We start from the raw sequence: 20,689 nt of genomic DNA on the forward strand, positions 1-20,689 counted from the left end.
GATTTCATGACGCGCCAAGCAAGCGTGACGCCTACCACATTACTTGCCCTTCTCATTCTTCGGGTAGGTTGGTTTGAGCGAAGCGAAACCCAACATAATCCATCTAAGCCTCTGCAAATCCCCTAATTAATAAAATAACCGATAGGTTGCCACTGGCCACTACTTTTACTGAGGCTAATTGTTTCAATGGCCTGCTCTTTATTCATAAATTGGCTTTGAAACTGAATGATCACGTATTCACCATCAGGTGTTCCGGGTAAAGAGTCATAATTCATCAGGCTTAAATTCTTACGTAAAATCACCTTGCCAAGTGGTACTCGAACTTGTTTTAACGCTTTGCTCCAGTGGCTTTGAGGCATTTTTAGTTTAAATAATGAGTCTGCTTGCTGCCAACTTTGCTGATACTGACCGTTGTCGATTAACGTAAGCCAGCTTTTAGCGCGATGAATAACTTCGAGCTCTTCAGCATTTGCACAAAAGCAGCTTAAAAAAATGATTAGTAAAAGCGTTTTTCTCATAGCAATTCCATTTACTAGTTGTTTATTGAATTCGTCTTGAAGTGTTTTTATGTTACGGCGACGAACAATAAATACTATTCATCAATTGTGCGGTTTATTTTCCCGCAGATAAGCATTTTGACTGCCGATAAGTTTTACAGCACATAGCTCAAGGCGCTTTGTGCTGCTCTAAATTAATCGATAAGATAACCTAATGGGTGCCAGCCATCGGCGGCTTTGCTAAGGCTGAGCGTTTCAACTACAGCCTCTTTATTCATAAACTCGGTTTGAAACTTGACCACTAAATACTCACCATTTGGCAGGCCGGGTAATGAGTTATATTCTGCTGTGCCAAAATAGGTGCGAGACATAACTCGGCCTAAAGGAACGCGTATTTGATCTAAGGCTGTTTGCCAGCGAGCTTTTGGCGTGGTGTTTTGAAAGACCTGATCAGCTTGCTGCCAGCTCTCGTGGTACTCTCCTGAATCGACCAAGGTTAACCATGCTCTCGCTGTTGAAATAGGGCTTGTTTCTTCAGCTGAGGTGAAAAAGCACACCAATAATGATGCCAGTAAAAACAGTTTTTGTAGCGTAAATCCATTTACAGAAAGTAATAAAATTTGACGCATAAGACGCCCTCACTTCGTTCATAGGGTGAATTCATAATACGAATGAGTTGGTTGATTTCTATACTGAAAAAGTGCTAGGGAAGGCTTTTTAGCGGGATTTAAGTGCTGTCTTTTATTTGAGCGATCTTTGCAACTGAGTTCGTAAAGTGGCGATGTAGATTAAATTGTTAAGTTTATACTGTTGATTTATTGAGCAAATTAATTCGTTTTAACAGCTGCTAAATGTAACGACAATGACCCTAAATAGCACTTATTTTTACTGCTAAGGAAGTTTCGTATTTGCGTGCTCGATATTTCAGAGCCCGCATAGTTACTAGGTTTTTGACCCTTTTTTGGGTTTTTGAGAGAAGTTAGCGAGGGTAAAGTTGCAAGAGTAAAGTGAGCATGAAAGGGAGTTAGCAAGATGAAAGCGACAAGAGTAAAGCCTGAGACTTAAAGCTTATAGCTCAAAACTTACAGCTTCCATCACACCAATACACTCATTAGCACTCCAGGGTCGCTAATACCAGCTTCTTTTAGCGCATCGCTAATTGATTGGCTAAGAGTCATTACTTGCGTTTGGATTTCCATAACCATCTTGGTCTGTGTTTCAACTTGCACTTTTACAGCTTCATCTTCTTGGTTTTTGATTGCTTGCAGTTTGGCTAATTGCTCTTTGGCAAGTTCGAGTTGTTCTTTGAGCTTTTCGAGTTGCTCAACCATTTTGCGAATATGTGCGGGGAGTTCGCTAGATACTTCTTCTTTTTGGGCGGGCTCTACTTCACGACCAGAGAGTTTGTTCATCTCTTGGCTGCTGAGTTTGTAGCCTACTTTTGAGTTGGTATTACTGACTGCTGTATCTGCGTTTGAGATATTTAACGCACTTGCTAATGAGTTAATAGCCATAATGAGAGCGATGAAAGTGAATGATATGTATGTATCGGCAAGGGGTACTAAAGCTTTAGAAAAAAGCCGGGTTTTCACCCGGCCTTTCCAGACAACAAATAGTTGAGGTGAGGCAGCTCACCTCACTTTGTTACTCTTGTGCAGCAGCTGCATCAAAGAGTGCTTTTATTTCTTCAGCGCTAATCGCACCGTTGAAAATTTTCAGTTCATCGATAGCACCGTTATAAGGTGTATCCCAGTAGTTAACACCGAGTGCAAACTCATTTGTTTCACCAGGAACCGTGAATACACGCGGGAAGCCATCGGTTTCTAGCTGTAATTCGCCGTTAACATACATCTTCAACACATCACCATTCGTACCATCAACAGTGAATGCAACATGTGTCCATTCTTTTGCTGGAATACGGCTATCTAGTTCTGCATTATCGAAGAAGGCACCGTTATTTGCCCATAAACGAGTTAGGCCTGTACCTGCCATAGATGGCACATAACTTAACCAAGAGCCTGCACTTGCACCTGCGAAGAACGCTGTAGTGTAATCAGTGAAGGTTTCAGGTTTTAACCACATAGATACTGAGTAATCATTGGTCGTGATTAAGTTATCCGGTAGACGAACACCTGAACCTTCAAGGAATACTGCTTGACCCATGATACCGTCAACAAAAGTTACGTTACCACCAGTATTGTTGATGAAACCACCCGTTGGTTTACCCGCTGCATACGCACCGTTTAATGCACTTAGGTCACCTTCGAAGCTGTATTCAGCAGGTGCAAGTGATTTTAAGGTTACATCGAATGACTTAGTATCAGTAAAGTCTTTGTACTTAATAGTTGCAGTTAATGTCACTACTTGGTCGCCAGCAGAGGCGCTAGGTTGAGTAACAACAGCTGTGCCATTAACCGGTTTTAAGTACTCTTCGTTGTTTGACGTCCAGCTAATACCAGATACAAATGGACCTACACGCGGTAACTCAAAGCTTTCACGTACTGCCGATACATCACCTAAATCAAGCGCATCAGTAATGAAGCTCTCAAATTTAGTCGGATCTGTCAGGTTATTGATAGCCGCACCATTAATATCTAGGCCGTTTAGCGCGTAGTCATAAACGATGAATTCATCAATTTGACCTTGGAAAGGTAAGTCCCAACCGTAGTTCACACCAAGGGCAAAGTTACCTGTTTGTTCGCTAAAGAAGTCAGGGCGAGGCATCGAACCTGCACGTACACCATCACGATAAAGTGTTGCAGTGCCATTAGCATAAGTGATTGCAATATGATTCCAATCCATTACCGCTGGAGAGTCAGAAATGATTTGGTTCCACATATCAGTGCCATCATCAGCTAAATAACGGCTCCATAGCATTGGTGTTGACGTAAAGTGTGTACTACCTGGGATCAAGCTCATCCAACGTGCATCAGACGTTGATGCGAAGAATGTAGGCGTAAAGTTAGTTAGTACTGTTGGCTTAAACCAATACGAAATAGTGTACTCATCGCCTGTTACTAACTCATCAGGTAAACGTACACCCGTTGCACCGTCAAAGTTAAATGCTTTACCTGTTTGACCTTCTGCGTATGCAGCTGTACCAGCACCCACATTTAACATGTTGTTATCTGTTACACCCGCATCATCTAGGTTACCTAAACCATCACTGAGTGAATCTTCAAATGCATAGTGTGCAATCGCATTTTTAAACTCTGGTCGCGCTTCTAGATTTACATTAAATGTCTTGGTTGTGCTCTCGCCGTTTAAAGAGATATTAGCCGTTAAAGTAACCGCTTTATCACCGCGATCTGGCGTTGGAATGAATACTGAGCCTTCACTGGTGATGTAGTATTCATCACTGCTTTCCCAGTTAATTGCAGCACCATCTTTACCTTTGGTTGGTAATGAGTAGCCTTCGTCAGCGATTGATAATTCAGTTTTAATATCTAGCGCTTCTTGAACAGTGCCTAGCACGTTAGCCGTGTCTGTGATTTCATCACGTTTACTTGCCCAAATGGTAGCGCCTTCGCTTGATGTAGCTGATACAGTTACAGCCATTGCTTTAGTTGCATCATCCCATTGCCATTTAGCCACGCCAAAGTAAGTACCTGAATCTAACTCAAGTTTAATATTTGAGTCATCAATCATGTACCAGATACCTGGATCATCACCGGTTACTGAGTGATCTTCGTTTAAAGCAATATGCATTGAGCGAATAGCATCTGTATTTACATCATTGCCATGGTTGATAAATTTGTAATAACCATAAAGTTCATCTGCCACAACCATGTTGTCGCCTTCAAGCGGCACATAACGTTGCGGTGAAGCCATAGGCCAGCCTAATGAGTTTATAAACATTTCATGTACGCGAACTTGGTGCGCTTCTGAAATGGTTGGGAACTCAGTCGATGTTTGCGGGAAACGCGTGTGCGTAACTAAGATATGACGACCTGTTGCTTCATCGTAGTAAGCAGAGTTATGGCCCGGTGATTGGTAGCCCCATGCTGGTGCTGTTTCGCCAAGTTCTTGCGTGTACTCAAAGCCGCCCATTAGTTTTTCGCCGACCTCCAGGCCGCCGATAGCTGCAATGTCATTACCTGCGTTATCTAGATAAGGGCCATCCGGTGTTTTTGAGCGAGCAACACGAATGTTGTAGCCACCATTAAGATCAAAACCAGCAACAGAGAAGAATAGGTAGTAGTATTCACTTTCTGGGCTGTACATTACAAATGCACCTTCCATTGCACGGAAGTCACCGCCTACTAGCTTTTTACCATAGCCTTGACCTGCTTCTGGCATACCTGTTTCTTCGTCCATTGCTAGCACGAAAATACCGCCAGAGTATGAGCCGTAAACCATCCAAAGTTTGCCATCAGCATCATAGAAGGCTGCAGGGTCAATGGCGTTAGGATCAACGGCACCATTCCATGTTGTTTGGCCATTATCAAGTGGGTAAGCTGCAAACTCAGCTTCTGTGCGATAACCGCTGCGTAAGAAAATACCTTTGTTTGTATAAGGACCTTCAATATTGTCAGCTTCAGCTAAACCAAGATAAGAGCGGTTCCAGCATACTTCATCAACAACATCTGGTGTATCTGGGTTATCTTGTGCACAGTGGTTATAGTAGAACCAAAATTTACCATTTGGCGCTTTGATTACATCGGCAGCCCAGTTTCCTGTAAAACCGTCTGTCCATTCAATACCTTCGGCAATTTCACCTGTGTAGTTGTAATCAAATAATGGGCTTTCATTAACGGCTGCGTTAGCTGAAAGGCTAGAAATCATTTCCCAGTTCAAGAGATCAGTTGATTTAGCGGCAGCAAGGTGTGAACCAAAAATATAATAAGTGTCGTCAACTTTAACGACAGAAGGATCGTGCACGCTTACATTGGTAACCATTACGCTACCTGATTCAGTGTATTCAACACTGCTGCTTACTGTCGGTTTCGCACTTTGCGGGTCGGCAACCGCTGGTGCTGTGTCAAGCTTAGTACCATCTTCTTTGCCACAACCTGTAACAGCCAAAGAGCAGGCTATGACCATGGCTAATTTATTTAATTTCATTTTATGTGTCCTCTTGAAACTGGGATTCATTTTTTTATTCGATTGTTGTCAATAAAATTGCCGCGCGCCTATATCAAACTAATAAGAACGTAGTATTGTAATTTTATAGTACGATTTAAAATGTGCAAATACTTTTGCAAAGGTAATTGATATGTAAACACGAAGTGTCAGTGTTTACAATATGTACAGCGTGATTTTAATTTTTTCAAGTTGCCAGTTTTAGCGTTTTTTTCGCTATTTTTGCTCTATTAGGGAAGTTTTTTGCTGATCTGCAAGTGAGGATTTTCCGGTAAATTTGTTTATTTGTATTACATTTGAGCACTAAAAAGGGCTCTTAAAGAGCCCTTTTTAATATTACTTGTCTTGTTTACTTAGACCTTCAGTGGTCATGATAATACGTTTAAGTGTGCCATCTTCGTTGTAATAAAGCGGCTCAATCGCCACTGAACGGCGAAAACGCCCGCCACTTGGTTTGCCATCAATTGGTGGTACGGCACCAGTATGGTAAATAAAGTAGTCTTTACCTTTGTATTCGATAATTGATTGGTGGTTGGTTTCGCTGTTACCTGCGATCTCATTCAAGATACCTTTATATTCCCACGGGCCATGAATGCTTTTGCTCATGGCATAACAGATCTTCTCAGGGAACTCACATGCGTACGATACATAGTAGTTGTCGTTTTTCTTATGAACCCATAACGCTTCGGTAAAGTTAGGTAAGTCTAGCGTTTTAATTTCACCATCAAGAGACAGCAAGTCGTCGCTTAGCTTTACGTATTTTGGCATTAAGTTACCAAAGAACATGTAAGTATCGCCGTTTTCTTCTGTATAAATAGCAGGGTCGATGTCGTCCCAATCATTTGGCGTATGCTTGGTCATGTCATCGGTAACCAGTGCGTGACCAATTGCATCTTTGAATGGACCTGTTGGTGACTTAGAAGTTGCAACACCAATTGCAAAACCTGGTTTTGTGTCGTTGTGACGAACGGTTGTAAAGAAGTAGAAAGTGCCATCACGCTCAATCATGTGTGAAGCCCATGCTTCACCTTTAGCCCATTTAAAGTCTGTTGCTTTCATGATTGGGCCGTGTTTTTTCCAGTTCACCATATCTGTTGATGAAAAGGCTAACCAGTCATGCATTTCAAAAAACACGTCATTATTAGGTGCTTCATCATGGCCTGTATAAAGGTATACGGTGTCATTGTGAACAAGTGCAGCAGGGTCTGCAGTAAATACATCGGTAAATAATGGGTTTTGTGCAACAGCTAAGCTGCTAGAAAAAAGTAATGGTAGCGCTAACGCTTTCAATTTCTTCATGAGTGTCCTTAGTAACTAATAATTGTTGTTTGAACTGCAGCTTTTTCGACCCAGAGCTCTCTCTAAGTGACCAGATAATACACTGTGTACGCCTGATTATACTGAGTAACTGATTGTTTACATCGAAACAAACTAGTAAAAGTGCAGCAAAAAATAACTCTATATTGTATTATTGTATTTTAATCATAGTAGCATCAAAATACGCTGGGTAAATAACTTGTTAGCCCTTTTTTGTTGCTCTGGATGAGTGAAAGACAAATTAAATAAGCAAACGAACAATCGCTAAGTGGCTGATAATAATGGGTCTTAATAAATTCCCAAAACAAAAACGCAGCATGCTTTGAGTTTGTAACATGCTATAATTGCAACGTTTTTTGTAAACATAATGGCAGTTATTTTAATTTGGCTTTTTGAGTTGACTGTTAAATAATCATACAATATGATTAAAGTTCAGGCAGCAATGTATTAACATAAAAATATAGACACACTCGCGCACCGTTTTGACAACACACGATGCACAATGCAGTGGTCACTCTTCGGTAACTGAATGGGGAAAGTTCAGCGGACCGATATAACTATAATTTGGAGAACACCGCTTATGTTTAAAAGAACACACATAGCCAGTGCTGTAGTTATGGCATTTACCTGTCAATTTGCTTTTGCACAGGAGGAAGCACCAAACACTCCTGAGAATAACGTCGATGAGATGGAAGTTATTCAAGTATCAGGTATTCGCGGCAGTTTAAACAAAGCGTTAGATGAAAAACGTGCAAGCGTTCAAATCGTGGATGCAATTGTTGCTGAAGATATTGGTAAATTCCCTGATAATAACGTAGTTGAAGCATTACAACGTGTAACGGGTGTACAAACAACTGGCCGTGGTGCTGGTGAAGTAAGCGCGGTTTCAATCCGTGGTCTTACTGATGTTAATACCACAGTTAATGGTCGCGCTATCTTTACAGGTGCGGGTCGTGATGTGGCGCTGCAAGACATTCCTGCAAGTTTACTTTCAGGCGTAACAGTTTATAAAACCCGTTCGGCGGACCAAATCGAACGCGGTATCGCAGGTGCGATTGATATTAAAACTCACCGCCCTTTCAACTTCGAAGGTGAAAAAGTTGTTTTAGCGGCACGTGCGATTTACTCAGATCAACCAGATGAAGTTGATCCAAATATCAGTGCATTACTCTCTAACCGCTGGGAAATCGACGGCGCAGGTGAGTTTGGTGCATTAGTTAATCTTTCATACGCTGAAACACATTACCGCGATGACACCATCACAGCGGGTGCTGCATTCCCATTCTTTACTGATAAGCCACAATACAACTACTCACCGTATTCACGTGTTCCAAATGAATTCTGGACTCAAGGTACTGAGTTAGGTCTACCTACTGCGGCTGGTTCTACTTTAGACGTAAATGGCGAGCCAACAGAATACCTACTTGCACGTGATGCTATTTTTGGTACTTCATATACAGGTCTTCGTAAGCGCCCGGCTGCGTCTGTATCTTTACAGTGGGCACCAGATGAAACCCTAGAAATCACAGCTGAAGGTTTCTACACAGGTTACGAAAACGAATCGCAAAACGCTATGTGGTTCTCAAATACGTTTGAAAATGGTAACGGCTTTATTGAAACACCAACTGTGTTTGATGGCACTAATGTAATTAAAGAAAAGCAAGCGATTGGCGCTGGCGGTTTCCAAAGTGGTGACTTTTCATATGGTAAAACAGATAGCTACTTATATGCGCTAGGTGCAGAGTGGCTAGCAAGCGATTACCTAACTATCAACACTGAAGTTGTTTACCAAGACAGTGAGTTCGAAACAGATTTCTTCGCAATGCGTTTTGATCGTGTAGCGACGGGTCTTGACGTTGATTTTAATGATAAAGACGGCGTACCAGGCATCGCGTTTTGGGATGATCCAAACACAGCGGTAAACGAAGCTGATATGGCTGCTATCGAAAACTGGAATGCTGGCACTATTTATGACAATGGTGGCGGTAACGCGGGTGATGCATTAACTTTCACATTTGATGCTGAATACCTAATTGGTGGTACTTATTTTGATAAAGTGAAATTCGGTGGCCGTTACGAAAAACGAACTGCGCAAGAGTACACTCGTGGTCAAGATACTGGCATTGCAAACACATCTGTAGCTAGCTTAATTGAGCAATTAGCTGCAGCTGGGGCATCTGGTGATGGTTCTGGTATTGTGTTCCAAGTTGATGATTATTTCGATGGCCGTGCTGACGTCTTTGACAGCTTTGTAACTGCTGACGGTGGTTACATGCTAGATAACGGTGATGCTGTTCGTAGCGTATACGGCCTTGAAGCTGAAGACGTATACAAAACATTTGATATCGAAGAAAACTCATACGCGCTGTATGCAACAACGAACTTCTTCTTAACGGAAGATATTAGCGGTGAGTTTGGTTTACGCTATGTAAGCTACGAGCAAGACATGGACTTTGTTGCTGAGTCTGGTGGCATGAACTCAAATGTATTTGAAGAAAGCTCAGCAAGTGCAGATAGCAGCGCATTACTACCAAGCTTAGTACTTAACTGGAACATCACTGATGATGTAGTGGGTCGTGTTGCGTACACAGAAACATTACGTATGCCTAACTTTGCTGACTTGAACGCGCTGCAATACTGGTACGATCCATTAACAGAAGGTGCTACATACGGTACAGGTAATGGTGGTAACCCAGAGCTTAAACCAACAGAGTCAAAGAACTATGACGTATCACTTGAATGGTACTTCGCAGATACAAGCTCACTTTACGCGGCTTACTTTTACCGTGAAATCGAAGGCTTAGTTGTTGCAGGTCGTAAGCAAGTTGTGCGCGAGGGCGATGATGGCGTAACACGTCCATACGTATTGAGTGCACCAGTGAATGCTTCAAACGGTGAACTGTCTGGTTTAGAAGTTGGTTTAGTTTACTTCCCTGAAAATCTACCAGAGTACTTAAACGGCTTTGGTGTGCAAGCAAGCTACACGATGCTTGATTCAGAACAAGATACACCAGAATTCAATGAGCTAGGTGAAATTTCTGGTTATGTAGATTCGCAAATGACAGGTGTTTCTGATGAATCTTACAGCATCGTAGGTATCTACGAGCGTGATACATTCGACATGCGCTTATCTTATGTATGGCGTTCTGAGTTCTACACAGGGAACGAAGCAGCAATCTTTGCTAACCCAATTCAGTTCTGGAATCGTCCTGAGCAAAGCTTAGATTTCCAATTTAGCTACAATGTGAATGATGACTTTGTTGTAACCTTTGATGCAACGAACATCCTAGATGACGTATATCAGAGCTACTACGGTGAAGGTAACGACAACCTATTTAACTTTGGTAACGGTATCTACTCACGTACATTCGCACTAGGCGCACGTTATTCTTTCTAAATTTCTTTTATAGACCTAAAAACCCCGGCTTTGCTGGGGTTTTTTATTGGTTTTTATAAACCAAACCATCGGTCGAAAAGAGTTGCGATTTAATAAGTATGATAATACTATTAATTGGATTAGCATTAAATTTACAAAAATAACGAACGCAATGGCCAAGCTGTGTAATATCTAGGGCTATAAATTTATTTGATACGCAATGTTGAAAGCTTTTTAGCATTGCTTGAAATAGTGAGCGGCGGCTCATTATTGACCAATTAGGGTGTTGTTGTATGGAATCTCAAAAGTTATCCGTTGTAGAAAAGGTCGGCTTTGGTGCCGGTGACATGGCAGTGAATGTCATGGTTGCAGCGTTATTCTATTTTATGTCTTTCTTTTACACCGATATCTACGGACTTGATCCGGTTGATATGGGTGTGTTGTTCTTAGTGGCGCGTTTTGTTGATGCCTTTACCGATCCATTAATGGGGGTGATCACCGACAAAGTGAAAACCCGTTGGGGTCAGTTCCGTCACTGGTTCTTATTTTTATCTGTGCCTTATGGTTTATCGGTCGTACTGTTATTTACCACGCCTGATTTCGACTACAACATGAAGTTAGCGTGGGCTTATGCCACGTACTTGTTTGCGACCTTGATGTTTACCGGTGTTGCTATTCCTTATATCTCTTACATTGGTGTATTAACTGCCGATCCTAAAGAGCGTTTGTCAGCTAATGGTTACCGTATGTTCTTCGCTAAGATTGCCAATGTAGTGATCGTATTTTCAGTGCCGCTACTTGCCTCATATTGGGGAGATGGCAGCTTGTCGTATGGTTATAAACTGGCAATGGCATTGGTATCGGCATGTGCCGTAGCACTATTTTTGTTTTGCTTCTTTACTACTCGCGAACGTATTACGCATGAGCCACAAACCGAAGGCGTACTTACGCAATTAAAAGTACTTATTAAAAACGACCAATGGTTACTACTGTGTGCAGCATGTGTACTTGGTACGCTTGGTTATGCGATTCGTGGCAGTGTTGCTATGTATTACGCAACCTATTACTTAGGTGTACCAGATTTAGCAGGTGCTTTTACTAGTGCAGGTATTGCAGCATCTATTGTCTCAATGGTGGCAAGTACGTGGATCACCCAGCGTTACTGTAAAATGAAGCTATTCCGTCAATCACAAATTGCCGTGCTATTTATTTCATTACTAATGTACTTTGTGGTGCAACCAGGTGATGTGATGATGGCGTTTGTGCTTTATATCATCTTGTCATTTGTGGTTGATTTACATGCGCCAGTGTTCTGGTCTGCAATTGCTGAAGCCGTTGATTACGGTGAAATTAAAGACGGCGTTCGTGCATCGGGCCTATCGTTTGGTGGTATTTCATTCTGCCAAAAAGCCGGGGGCGGTTTAGCGGGCTTAGCGGGTGGTTTATTACTGGCATTTTTTGAGTACAAGCCTAACGTTGATCAAACCGAATTTACCCTAATGGGCCTAGCGCTGATGCTAACTATCATTCCGGGTGTATTCCACGCCTTACTAGGTCTGATTTTGAAAAAATACAAAATTACCGATGAGTACTATACGGATATGGTTATTCATAAGCGCCTACCAAAATAACCACTCTTTAAACGCACACACTAAATAAGTGTGTGCGCTTTGCTCTTTAAAATAACAATTCGCTGGGAGACAACAGTATGAACACATTCAAGGTTAGCTATTTAGCAAGCGTTTGCGCTGCAATATTAACTGTGAGCGGTTGCAGTGAGCTGCCAACAGACAGTAAACAAGCCGCTTCAGTGGAGCATGCTGAACATACCAGCGAACAACATTTATTTGCCCTAAATCAAGTAAGTTTAAGCGCCAGCCCGTTTTTACATGCACAGCAAACTAATGTGCGTTATTTATTAGCACTTCATCCAGATCAGCTGCTTGCTCCTTATCTGCGTGAAGCCGGCCTTGAACCAAAAGCGCCTAACTATGGCAACTGGGAAAGTACTGGCCTTGATGGCCATATTGGCGGTCATTATCTTTCAGCCTTAAGCCTTGCGTGGGCAGCCACAGGTGACGAAGAATTAAAGCAGCGTTTAGATTATATGCTAAGCGAGCTAGATCGCGCCCAGCAAGCCACTGGTGGTTACTTAGGCGGTATCCCAAATGGCGATGAAATGTGGCAGCAGATTGAAAAAGGTGAAATCAAAGCCGATTTATTCAGCTTAAATGACCGCTGGGTACCGCTTTATAACATAGATAAAATTTTCCATGGCTTGCGTGATGCATACGACGTAGCAGGCAGTGATAAAGCCAAACAAATGCTATTTAAGTTAGGCGAATGGTTCTTAGCGACCACTGCCAAGCTAACTGATGAACAAGTTCAACAAATGTTGTATTCAGAGCATGGTGGCTTAAATGATGTGTTTGCTGATATGTACTTTATCAGTGATGATGAGCGCTACTTAAAGCTAGCCCGTCAGTTCTCTCATAACATCATCATTGAACCCTTATTACACAAAGAAGATAAGTTAACTGGCCTACATGCCAATACGCAAATTCCAAAAATTATTGGTATGTTGAAAGTAGCAAATGCCAGCGATGACAAAGCATGGCAGCAAGGTGCTGACTTTTTCTGGAAAACAGTCAGCCAAGAGCGCTCAGTATCAATTGGCGGTAACTCAGTACGTGAGCATTTTCATGATAAAAGTGACTTCACGCCGATGGTTGAAGATGTTGAAGGTCCAGAAACCTGCAACACTTACAACATGATGAAACTGAGTAAGTTATTATTCTTAAAAACCGGTGATACGCGTTATTTAGACTATTATGAGCGCGCCACATATAACCATATTTTATCGTCACAACACCCAGAGCATGGCGGTCTTGTTTACTTTACCTCAATGCGCCCTGGGCATTACCGCATGTATTCGTCAGTGCAAGATTCAATGTGGTGCTGCGTAGGCTCAGGTATTGAGAATCACAGCAAATATGGTGAGCTGATTTATAGCAATACCGGTAAAGAGCTATGGGTGAACTTGTTTATTCCAAGCACGTTAAATTGGCAACAGCAGGGTTTGCAGATCACGCAAGACAGCCAATTTCCAGATGGTAACAAGGTTTCACTGACCGTGAATCGTTTGTCTGAGGGGCAAAGCACTGAGTCGGTAATTCATATCCGTAAACCGTCTTGGCAGCAAGGTGAGCTGAGCTTTACTTTAAATGGACAAGCTGTAAGCGCAACCGAAAAAGACGGTTATTACAGTATCAGCCATGCATGGCAAAGCGGTGATAAGCTTGCCTTTGAGCTTAGTCCTAAGCTTTATACTGAGCAGCTACCTGATGGCCAGCATTATTACTCTGTGATGTATGGGCCTGTTGTAATGGCTACCAAAGTACAAGCATTTGCAAATGAGCAGCTTAACTTTGTTGCCGATAATAGCCGCATGGGCCACATCGCCGCGGGGCCGACTTGTCCGCCAGAAGCTCTACCAATCATGCTGAGTGAGCCAGAGAAATTTATTGCCGATCTTACTCGTAAACCGGGCCAAGAGCTTGCATTTATCGCCGATAAAAATGTGGCGATTGCCAAGCAAGGTATCGATAACACTAAGAGCACAGAGCTAATTCCGTTCTTTCGCTTACACGATAGTCGCTATCAAGTGTATTGGCCTCAGCAAAGCGAAGCAGAGTTCACGCAATTTGTTGCCGATGCAAAAGCGGCTGAGCAAGCGAAAGAACAGCTTCGTTTATTAACCGTTGATCAAATTACGCCGGGTGAACAACAACCTGAAGTCGAACACGACTTTAAAGGTGAGGGAACCCGCGCAGGTGTTAATAATGGTCATCATTGGCGCGATGCGACAGGTTGGTTTGAGTATCAGCTTAGCAACCCAGAACAAAAAGCGGTTGCTTTGCGTGTTCGCTATTTTATTGGCGATGTAGATCGTCATTTCTCAATTAAATTAAATGGCGAGCAATTAGCTGCGGTTAGTTTGCCTGTAGGCAAGCCGACTGATGAGTTCTACACCATTGATTACCCATTAACAGAGGCAATGAAAAAGTCGAAAACGCTTACCTTACGTTTTGCTGCCGACAAAGATTCTGTTGCCGGTGGTATCTATGGTATTCGTTTAATCAACGCACAATAAAGAGTTGGCTATGTTAAGCAACAATGTGTTTGCGACGGCTAAAGAGCATGTTTTACCGTCGCTTTTAGATAACAGCGCTGAGCAACACAGCTTTTACCAAACACCCACAGGGCTTGGTTATAGAGTAATTGAGCAAGGTCAGGGGGATAAACCTTGTTGGGATGCTACAGTGACTGTGCATCAACGCGTTACCCTTACAAATGGTCGGGTGTTATTTGATACTCGCAAGCAAGGCGCCGCTGTAGAGTACGAAATTGCAGAGGCGATAGTGGGCTTGCAAGAAGCGTTGCAAATAATGAATAAAGGCAGCCGCTTTGAGGTGCTAATACCTGCGCATTTGGCGCGTGATGTGTACAGCGCATTTATTGAAGAAAAGCATCAGCAAGGCTGCCAAAGCCCCATGCTCGTTGATATTACTTTGATTGATTTTAGTTGATAACACCTACTTTCAACCTCAAACGAGGTCATTAAAGCAAATAAAAAACCTGCAATTTTGCAGGTTTTTTGTGTGTTGAATAATTACTTTTTAAGCTTGGTTTTAAGCTTATTTAGGTCGGCTGGGTTAACAACCGGCCAATCGTTTTTCCAACTCATAGGTAAAATACGTAGCTTTTGCACGCCGTTATCGGCTGTTTCGTAGGCGTGTAATACTAAATAGTCTTTACCATCAAAGGTGTACGCAGCATTATGACCAAGAGCAGCCCAGTCTTTATTACCTTCAATAACTAAACTGCCACCGCCATCAACCATAGAGCGACCTTGTTGATCTAAATATGGGCCTTCGATATTTTTGCTGCGACCTACGCGTACGTTGTAAGTACTCTCTACGCCACGGCAGCATTTGTCAAACGAAACAAATAGGTAGTAATAGCCGTTCTTTTTAAAGATATAAGGTGCTTCAATTGGGCCATGTTCCGTGTTTGGACGACTCGCAATGTGATGCCATTTTTCAGGTTTTGCTAAGCGCACCATGTCATCATCAAGTTTTACTAGTTTAAGGCCGCCCCAGAACGAACCAAAGCTCATCCACGGTGTACCATTCTCATCTTCGATTATTGCAGGGTCGATAGCGTTCCAATCGTCACGTTCAGGCACTGATTCAACCACTATGCCGTAGTCAATCCACTTGTAATCAGGTGATGATGGGTCAAGGGTTTCATTAACCGTTACACCAATTGCCGAAGTGTTTTTGCCAAATGCAGAGACTGAGTAATAAAGGTAAAACTTACCATTTTTCTCATACACATCAGGTGCCCATAAGTGGCCATCAAAGCTTGGTGAAATACGCTTTGCCCAACTCGGCTCATCTTTAAAGACGCGGCCTGTGAGTTTCCAGTTGGTTAAATCTTTCGATTCATAATAGGTAATGCCCGGGCCTGTGCTAAATACATAGTACGTGTCGCCTTCTTTGGTCATCACCGGATCGTGTACTTCAACTTGCTTTGCAGAAACGGCTGCGGCAGAAAAAAGTAGCCCTGTTGAAAGCCACTTCATTGCGTGTGTCACCTTACTTACGGGTCTCATGCTTGAATACCTTTTGTTGTTTTAACTCTTGTGTTCATTCAGCTACTATATAATATGTAATACAATATTAACAATAAAATCGAGACGAAATACAGGACACATTATGCTCAAAAAATTATCTCGGCTAACGCTTCTTAGTGCGTTAAGTGCCTCGCCATTGTCAGCCCTTGCTGATGCTAATAGTAGCAAGACTTTAGCGCCAATTGATAACCCCATTGTACTCAAACGTGCTGACCCTTGGTTAGTTCGCGATGATAAAAGTGGCTGTTACACGTTTATAGGTAGTTCGCCGAAATTTGATGAAATTGAGCTGCGCCAAGCTTGTCGTTTAAACGATTTAAAATTAGCTGAGCCGAAGGTTATTTGGCAAAAGCGTGATAAAGGCCCAATGAGTGTCAATATTTGGGCCCCTGAGCTACATCAGATAGATGGCAGTTGGTATATCTACTTCGCCGCAGGTGATATCGAAAAGCCGTTCAGTATTCGCATGTATGCACTTAAAAACGACAGTGCTAATCCGATGCAAGGTGAGTGGCAAGAAATGGGGCAAGTAACTAGCCACCTTGATAGTTTTTCGCTTGATGCCACAAGTTTTACGCACAATGGTAAGCGTTACATGATTTGGGCGCAGCAGAACCAGCCTGCAACTTATAACTCAGCTTTATGGTTAGCTGAAATGGACTCTCCAACATCAATTAAAGAACCCATTATCGCGATTACTGAGCCAACCCTTGATTGGGAAGTGCAAGGCTATAAGGTGAACGAAGGTGCTGCAGTAATCACCCATGGCGATAAAATATTTGTCACTTATTCAGCCAGTGCCACCGATCATCGATATGCGATGGGCTTGCTATGGGCAGATGTGAATGCTGATTTACTTGATCCTGCTAGCTGGCATAAAAAGGCTGAGCCGGTGTTCACCACCAATGCTGAGCTAGGTCGTTTTGGCCCTGGGCACAATAGTTTTGTAAAAGCTGAAGATGGTGTAACCGATTTAATGATTTATCACAGTCGTGACTATAAAGAGCTGAAAGGCACACCGCTTACAGACCCAAATCGCCATGCGCGAGCACGCATTATTACGTGGGATAAAAACGGTTTTCCTGTGTTTTCACCAGAACTCGCTGATTAAAAAAGGGCGCCAATTGGCGCCCTACAACTTTGGGAACGAACGATTACCAGAAGCGGTAGTAAATAAAGGCAGTAATACCAATAATACCCGCGGTATGAATGTAATCCCACTTATCTAAGCCGGCAGCTACTTCTTTCATAGTTGCTTTATCTAGGCTTGAGAAAGTAAGACCTTTCAATTGTTCTTCGTCTGCTTGTTTGGTGAAAATACTTACCACAATCATAATCGCAACGACCACGACAAATAGCAGAATACAATAATATAACCAGTTCATTGTGGTGATCCACGCAAATGATGAACCTGTTAAATCATCTTTAAATGGCAGTAACACTAAGCGGATCATACCAAGCACAAAACCTGATACTAAGCCCACAAAACCCGCTGTTGGAGTGATGCGTTTACTACATAAACCTAGTAAAAATACCGCAGCAATACCTGGTGCAATAAGAGACTGCACACTTTGCAGATATTCATAAAGCACATCGGCAATTAAGCTCATGACGGGTATCCACAGAAGACCTAATACAACAATCACGATAGTGGCAATACGGCCTACTTTCAGAAGGTGCTTCTCAGATGATTCTGGTTTGAATTTCTTATAGAAATCAATGGTAAATAAGGTTGCTGATGAGTTAAATAATGATGCTAAAGAGCTCATAAGAGCTGCTACTAAACCACCAATTACAATCCCCTTAACGCCGGCTGGTAATAGCTCAGCAACTAAAGTTGGGAAAGCTTGGTCAGCACTTTCATAGCTAATAATACCTTTAACATTCAATGCGTATGCAATCATGCCTGGTACTAAGAAGATAAATACAGGAAGTAATTTTAGGTAACCAGCAAACATGGTACCGCGACGCGCTTCTTTAATGCCTTTTGCAGATAAAACACGTTGTACGATGTATTGGTCGGTACACCAATACCAAAAACCAATAATGAATGAACCAAATACAATGCCAGGCCATGGGAACTCAGCATCTGAAGCACTGCGAATAAGGTGCATATTAGCATCGTTGATACGCTCAACTTCTGCCCAGCCACCTACTTTATCTAGACCAACAACTAATATGACTAAGGAGCCAATAATGAGTACAGGGGTCTGCAACACCGAGGTCCACATAATGGCTTTCATACCGCCAAGTACCGTATAAATACCGGTGATAACCACTAGGCCAATAGCTGAAATCCAGAAGAAGTCGATGCCCCAAATGCTCTCAATACCTAAGATTGTTTTAAATGCGATACCGCCGGCATAAACCGTTACCGCAACTTTGGTTAGTACATAACTAATCAATGAGATAACAGATAAGAAGGTACGTGATTTAGAGTTAAAGCGGCGCTCTAAGAATTCAGGCATGGTGTAGACTTTACTACTCCAATAGAAAGGTACGAAAATCCAACCGAGCAGTAGAATGATCCACGATTGCATCTCCCAGTGAGCCAGTGCCATACCCGATTGTGCACCTGAACCTGAAAGGCCCACTAAATGTTCCGAGCCAATGTTCGATGCGAAAATAGAGGCACCAATCACTAACCAACTTGCATTACGACCCGCTAAAAAGTAATCAGCGGTGTCTTCTTCTTTTTGTCGCATAGACATCACGACAACGCCTAGTAACAGGACAAAAAATCCTGCTAGCACTGCCCAGTCTAAGGTACTTAGTTCGACCATCGTGTGTTCCACCTAATTTTGAAAGAGAATTTTGCTTTTTTAGTTGTTGAATAAAAATATTATATTATAAATAGGTTAAGTGAAAGAGATTTGTTAAAATAAGGTGACAGTCTGTAGGTGAAATAGCGACTATGTTGTTCGAAATATAGACACTTGTATTAGGTTGTTTTTTGCTTGTTATTGATTTTAATCAATTATTTCCAGGATGACGGAATAGCTTTATAGATGTATCATATTACTCAGATCTTTTGAGGAACACACATGGCGCGTTTAGAAAATTTAAACCTATCACAACAAGTTACCAATGAGCTTGGTAAAGCAATTATTGTTGGTGATTATAACACTGAAACGGGGCTACCAACCGAAGCACAACTTTGTGAAGTGTATGGTATTAGCCGCACAGCTGTTCGTGAAGCAGTGAAAATGCTTGCTGCAAAAGGACTGATTTCTTCTCGTCCACGACAAGGTATTCGTGTTGAGTCGGCGGAGAACTGGAACTTATACGACACAAGCGTATTAAAATGGTTGTTAGAAAGCAGCCCATCACTTTACGTACTTAAAGAATTTCTACAAGTGCGATTGGCGATTGAGCCACAAGCAGCAGCACTTGCAGCAAGAAAAGGCGACCAAGCAGCCATTGCAGAAATTAAAATGGCACTAGATAAAATGCAAGCGGCAGCAGAAGAGCCTGAAGGCGTAATGCATGAGCCAGACCTTGCTTTCCATACGGCTATTTTGCATGCCAGTGGTAACCGTTTTTTCTATCAATTACGTGATTTTATTAGCACGGCTCTGCATGTAAGTATTCAGCATACTACACCTGCTAAGGGCAATAAAAAGGCAATCGCTGAAGAGCACTTTAAAGTGTATAACGCGATTGCGAGCGGCGACCCTGAGCGTGCTAAAAACATGATGACGTACATGATTGATGAAGCAATGGCGTTTATTGAAAAAGAAATCGCCGAAAAAGAAGCGGCTCAATAAGTATCACTTTTTGACGTTGTAATTACTTTAAAACAAAAGGTTATCATGCCAAATTCGAACGAGCTAAAAACAGTTTACCCAAGCCTTGCTGGTAAGAGTGTGTTTATTACTGGTGGTGCATCGGGAATTGGTGAAGTAATGGTAACGCGGTTCTGCGAGCAGGGCGCGAAAGTCACCTTTGTTGATATTGCAACTGAGCAAAGCGATGCGTTATGCGCAAAATTAGCTGGTAAATATGAGTTTGATCCGCAGTTTATCCATTGCGATATTCGTGATGTTGAAGCCTTAAAAGCGGCCATTGAGCAAACTCGTCAGCAACAGGGTGACATAGGTGTGTTAATTAATAACGCAGCCGATGACACCCGTCATGCCGCTGAAAATATGGATGTGAAATATTGGGAAGACAAGTTTGCAGTTAACTTGCGCCCGTGTTTCTTTTCATCGCAAGCTGTGGTTGAACAGATGCAGCGTTTAGGTGGTGGTAGCATTATTAATATGGGGTCGGTTAGTTGGCGTATTAAGCAAACAGGTATGCCTGCCTACACAACTGCCAAAGCGGGGATTGAAGGTTTAACCCGTTCATTAGCTGCTTCATATGGTAAAGACAATATTCGTGTGAATTCACTGGTTCCGGGTTGGGTGATGACAGAGCGCCAAATCACTCATTGGCTAACCCCAGAAATGATTGAAGATGTTCGTTTAAGTCAGTGTATTAACGAAACAATTCAACCAGACCATGTGGTAAATGCGGCATTGTTTTTGGCCGCTGATGACAGCCGAATGATGACAGCACAATCATTGATAGTGGATGCAGGTTGGACATAATTTTGCGAAACAATCGCAAAACAACTAGCTTGCAATAAAAATTTTTACATAATTCAAATGATACTATAATAATAAAATATGGGTTATAGAATCAACAGAGCTCATACTTAGGAAGGTGGTAAGAAAG

14 protein-coding genes are annotated in these 20,689 nt (G+C 42.3%); 7 read left to right on the plus strand and 7 right to left on the minus strand.

Going from position 1 to position 20,689, the window contains the following annotated elements:
• Window positions 1-122: 122 nt before the first annotated feature.
• From EXT43_RS15010 to EXT43_RS15030, 5 genes are all read right to left on the minus strand, one after another.
• The gene (locus tag EXT43_RS15010; RefSeq protein WP_130167337.1) at window positions 123-518 is read right to left on the minus strand and encodes a DUF4019 domain-containing protein; all 396 of its coding nucleotides are present in this window, start codon (window positions 516-518) and stop codon (window positions 123-125) included.
• A gap of 173 nt (window positions 519-691) precedes the next feature.
• On the minus strand, window positions 692-1,126 hold the full coding sequence (locus EXT43_RS15015; RefSeq protein WP_062566350.1) for a DUF4019 domain-containing protein: 435 nt from the start codon (window positions 1,124-1,126) through the stop codon (window positions 692-694).
• 465 nt (window positions 1,127-1,591) lie between these two features.
• Window positions 1,592-2,089 (minus strand): hypothetical protein, encoded by a 498-nt coding sequence (locus EXT43_RS15020; protein WP_240701513.1) that lies wholly within the window; start codon window positions 2,087-2,089, stop codon window positions 1,592-1,594.
• Between the two features lie 52 nt (window positions 2,090-2,141).
• Window positions 2,142-5,561 (minus strand): LamG-like jellyroll fold domain-containing protein, encoded by a 3,420-nt coding sequence (locus EXT43_RS15025; RefSeq protein WP_062566349.1) that lies wholly within the window; start codon window positions 5,559-5,561, stop codon window positions 2,142-2,144.
• A 354-nt stretch (window positions 5,562-5,915) separates the two neighbouring features.
• Window positions 5,916-6,878, minus strand: a complete 963-nt coding sequence (locus EXT43_RS15030) for a glycoside hydrolase family 43 protein (RefSeq protein ID WP_054562986.1) — start codon at window positions 6,876-6,878, stop codon at window positions 5,916-5,918.
• Window positions 6,879-7,476: 598 nt separating this feature from the next.
• Between EXT43_RS15030 and EXT43_RS15035 the strand changes: the two genes are divergently transcribed.
• The 4 genes from EXT43_RS15035 to EXT43_RS15050 all read left to right on the plus strand — a co-directional run bounded on the left by EXT43_RS15035 (window position 7,477) and on the right by EXT43_RS15050 (window position 14,861).
• Window positions 7,477-10,293 carry a TonB-dependent receptor gene (locus tag EXT43_RS15035; protein ID WP_130167338.1) on the plus strand — a complete coding sequence of 939 codons (2,817 nt, stop codon included), beginning with the start codon at window positions 7,477-7,479 and terminating at the stop codon, window positions 10,291-10,293.
• Between the two features lie 272 nt (window positions 10,294-10,565).
• Window positions 10,566-11,903 carry an MFS transporter gene (locus EXT43_RS15040; RefSeq protein WP_130167339.1) on the plus strand — a complete coding sequence of 446 codons (1,338 nt, stop codon included), beginning with the start codon at window positions 10,566-10,568 and terminating at the stop codon, window positions 11,901-11,903.
• A 77-nt stretch (window positions 11,904-11,980) separates the two neighbouring features.
• A complete protein-coding gene (locus tag EXT43_RS15045) occupies window positions 11,981-14,425 on the plus strand; it encodes a glycoside hydrolase family 127 protein (protein WP_130167340.1) in 2,445 nt (814 codons plus the stop codon).
• A 10-nt stretch (window positions 14,426-14,435) separates the two neighbouring features.
• Window positions 14,436-14,861, plus strand: coding sequence for an FKBP-type peptidyl-prolyl cis-trans isomerase (locus tag EXT43_RS15050; RefSeq protein WP_130167341.1), 426 nt, complete (start codon window positions 14,436-14,438; stop codon window positions 14,859-14,861).
• 83 nt (window positions 14,862-14,944) lie between these two features.
• Here the strand turns inward: EXT43_RS15050 and EXT43_RS15055 are convergent, their stop codons facing one another.
• Complete coding sequence (locus EXT43_RS15055; RefSeq protein ID WP_058586036.1) at window positions 14,945-15,919, minus strand: arabinan endo-1,5-alpha-L-arabinosidase; 975 nt, start codon at window positions 15,917-15,919, stop codon at window positions 14,945-14,947.
• Between the two features lie 133 nt (window positions 15,920-16,052).
• Here EXT43_RS15055 and EXT43_RS15060 point away from each other — a divergent pair, with 133 nt between their 5' ends.
• Entirely contained in the window at window positions 16,053-17,081 is a 1,029-nt protein-coding gene (locus EXT43_RS15060) for a family 43 glycosylhydrolase (RefSeq protein WP_130167342.1), read from the plus strand.
• Window positions 17,082-17,124: 43 nt separating this feature from the next.
• On the opposite strand, the gene EXT43_RS15065 is transcribed toward EXT43_RS15060, so the two are convergent.
• Window positions 17,125-18,753 carry a sodium:solute symporter gene (locus tag EXT43_RS15065; RefSeq protein ID WP_055020596.1) on the minus strand — a complete coding sequence of 543 codons (1,629 nt, stop codon included), beginning with the start codon at window positions 18,751-18,753 and terminating at the stop codon, window positions 17,125-17,127.
• 261 nt (window positions 18,754-19,014) lie between these two features.
• Here EXT43_RS15065 and EXT43_RS15070 point away from each other — a divergent pair, with 261 nt between their 5' ends.
• Both EXT43_RS15070 and EXT43_RS15075 read left to right on the plus strand, forming a co-directional pair.
• Window positions 19,015-19,737: a FadR/GntR family transcriptional regulator gene (locus EXT43_RS15070; RefSeq protein ID WP_063527568.1), complete on the plus strand. Its 723-nt coding sequence runs from the start codon at window positions 19,015-19,017 to the stop codon at window positions 19,735-19,737.
• A 45-nt stretch (window positions 19,738-19,782) separates the two neighbouring features.
• Window positions 19,783-20,562 carry an SDR family oxidoreductase gene (locus EXT43_RS15075; protein ID WP_054562977.1) on the plus strand — a complete coding sequence of 260 codons (780 nt, stop codon included), beginning with the start codon at window positions 19,783-19,785 and terminating at the stop codon, window positions 20,560-20,562.
• The last annotated feature ends 127 nt before the right edge of the window (window positions 20,563-20,689 follow it).

Origin of the sequence: Pseudoalteromonas sp. CO109Y (genome assembly GCF_004208935.1) — a bacterium.
GTDB lineage: Bacteria > Pseudomonadota > Gammaproteobacteria > Enterobacterales > Alteromonadaceae > Pseudoalteromonas > Pseudoalteromonas shioyasakiensis.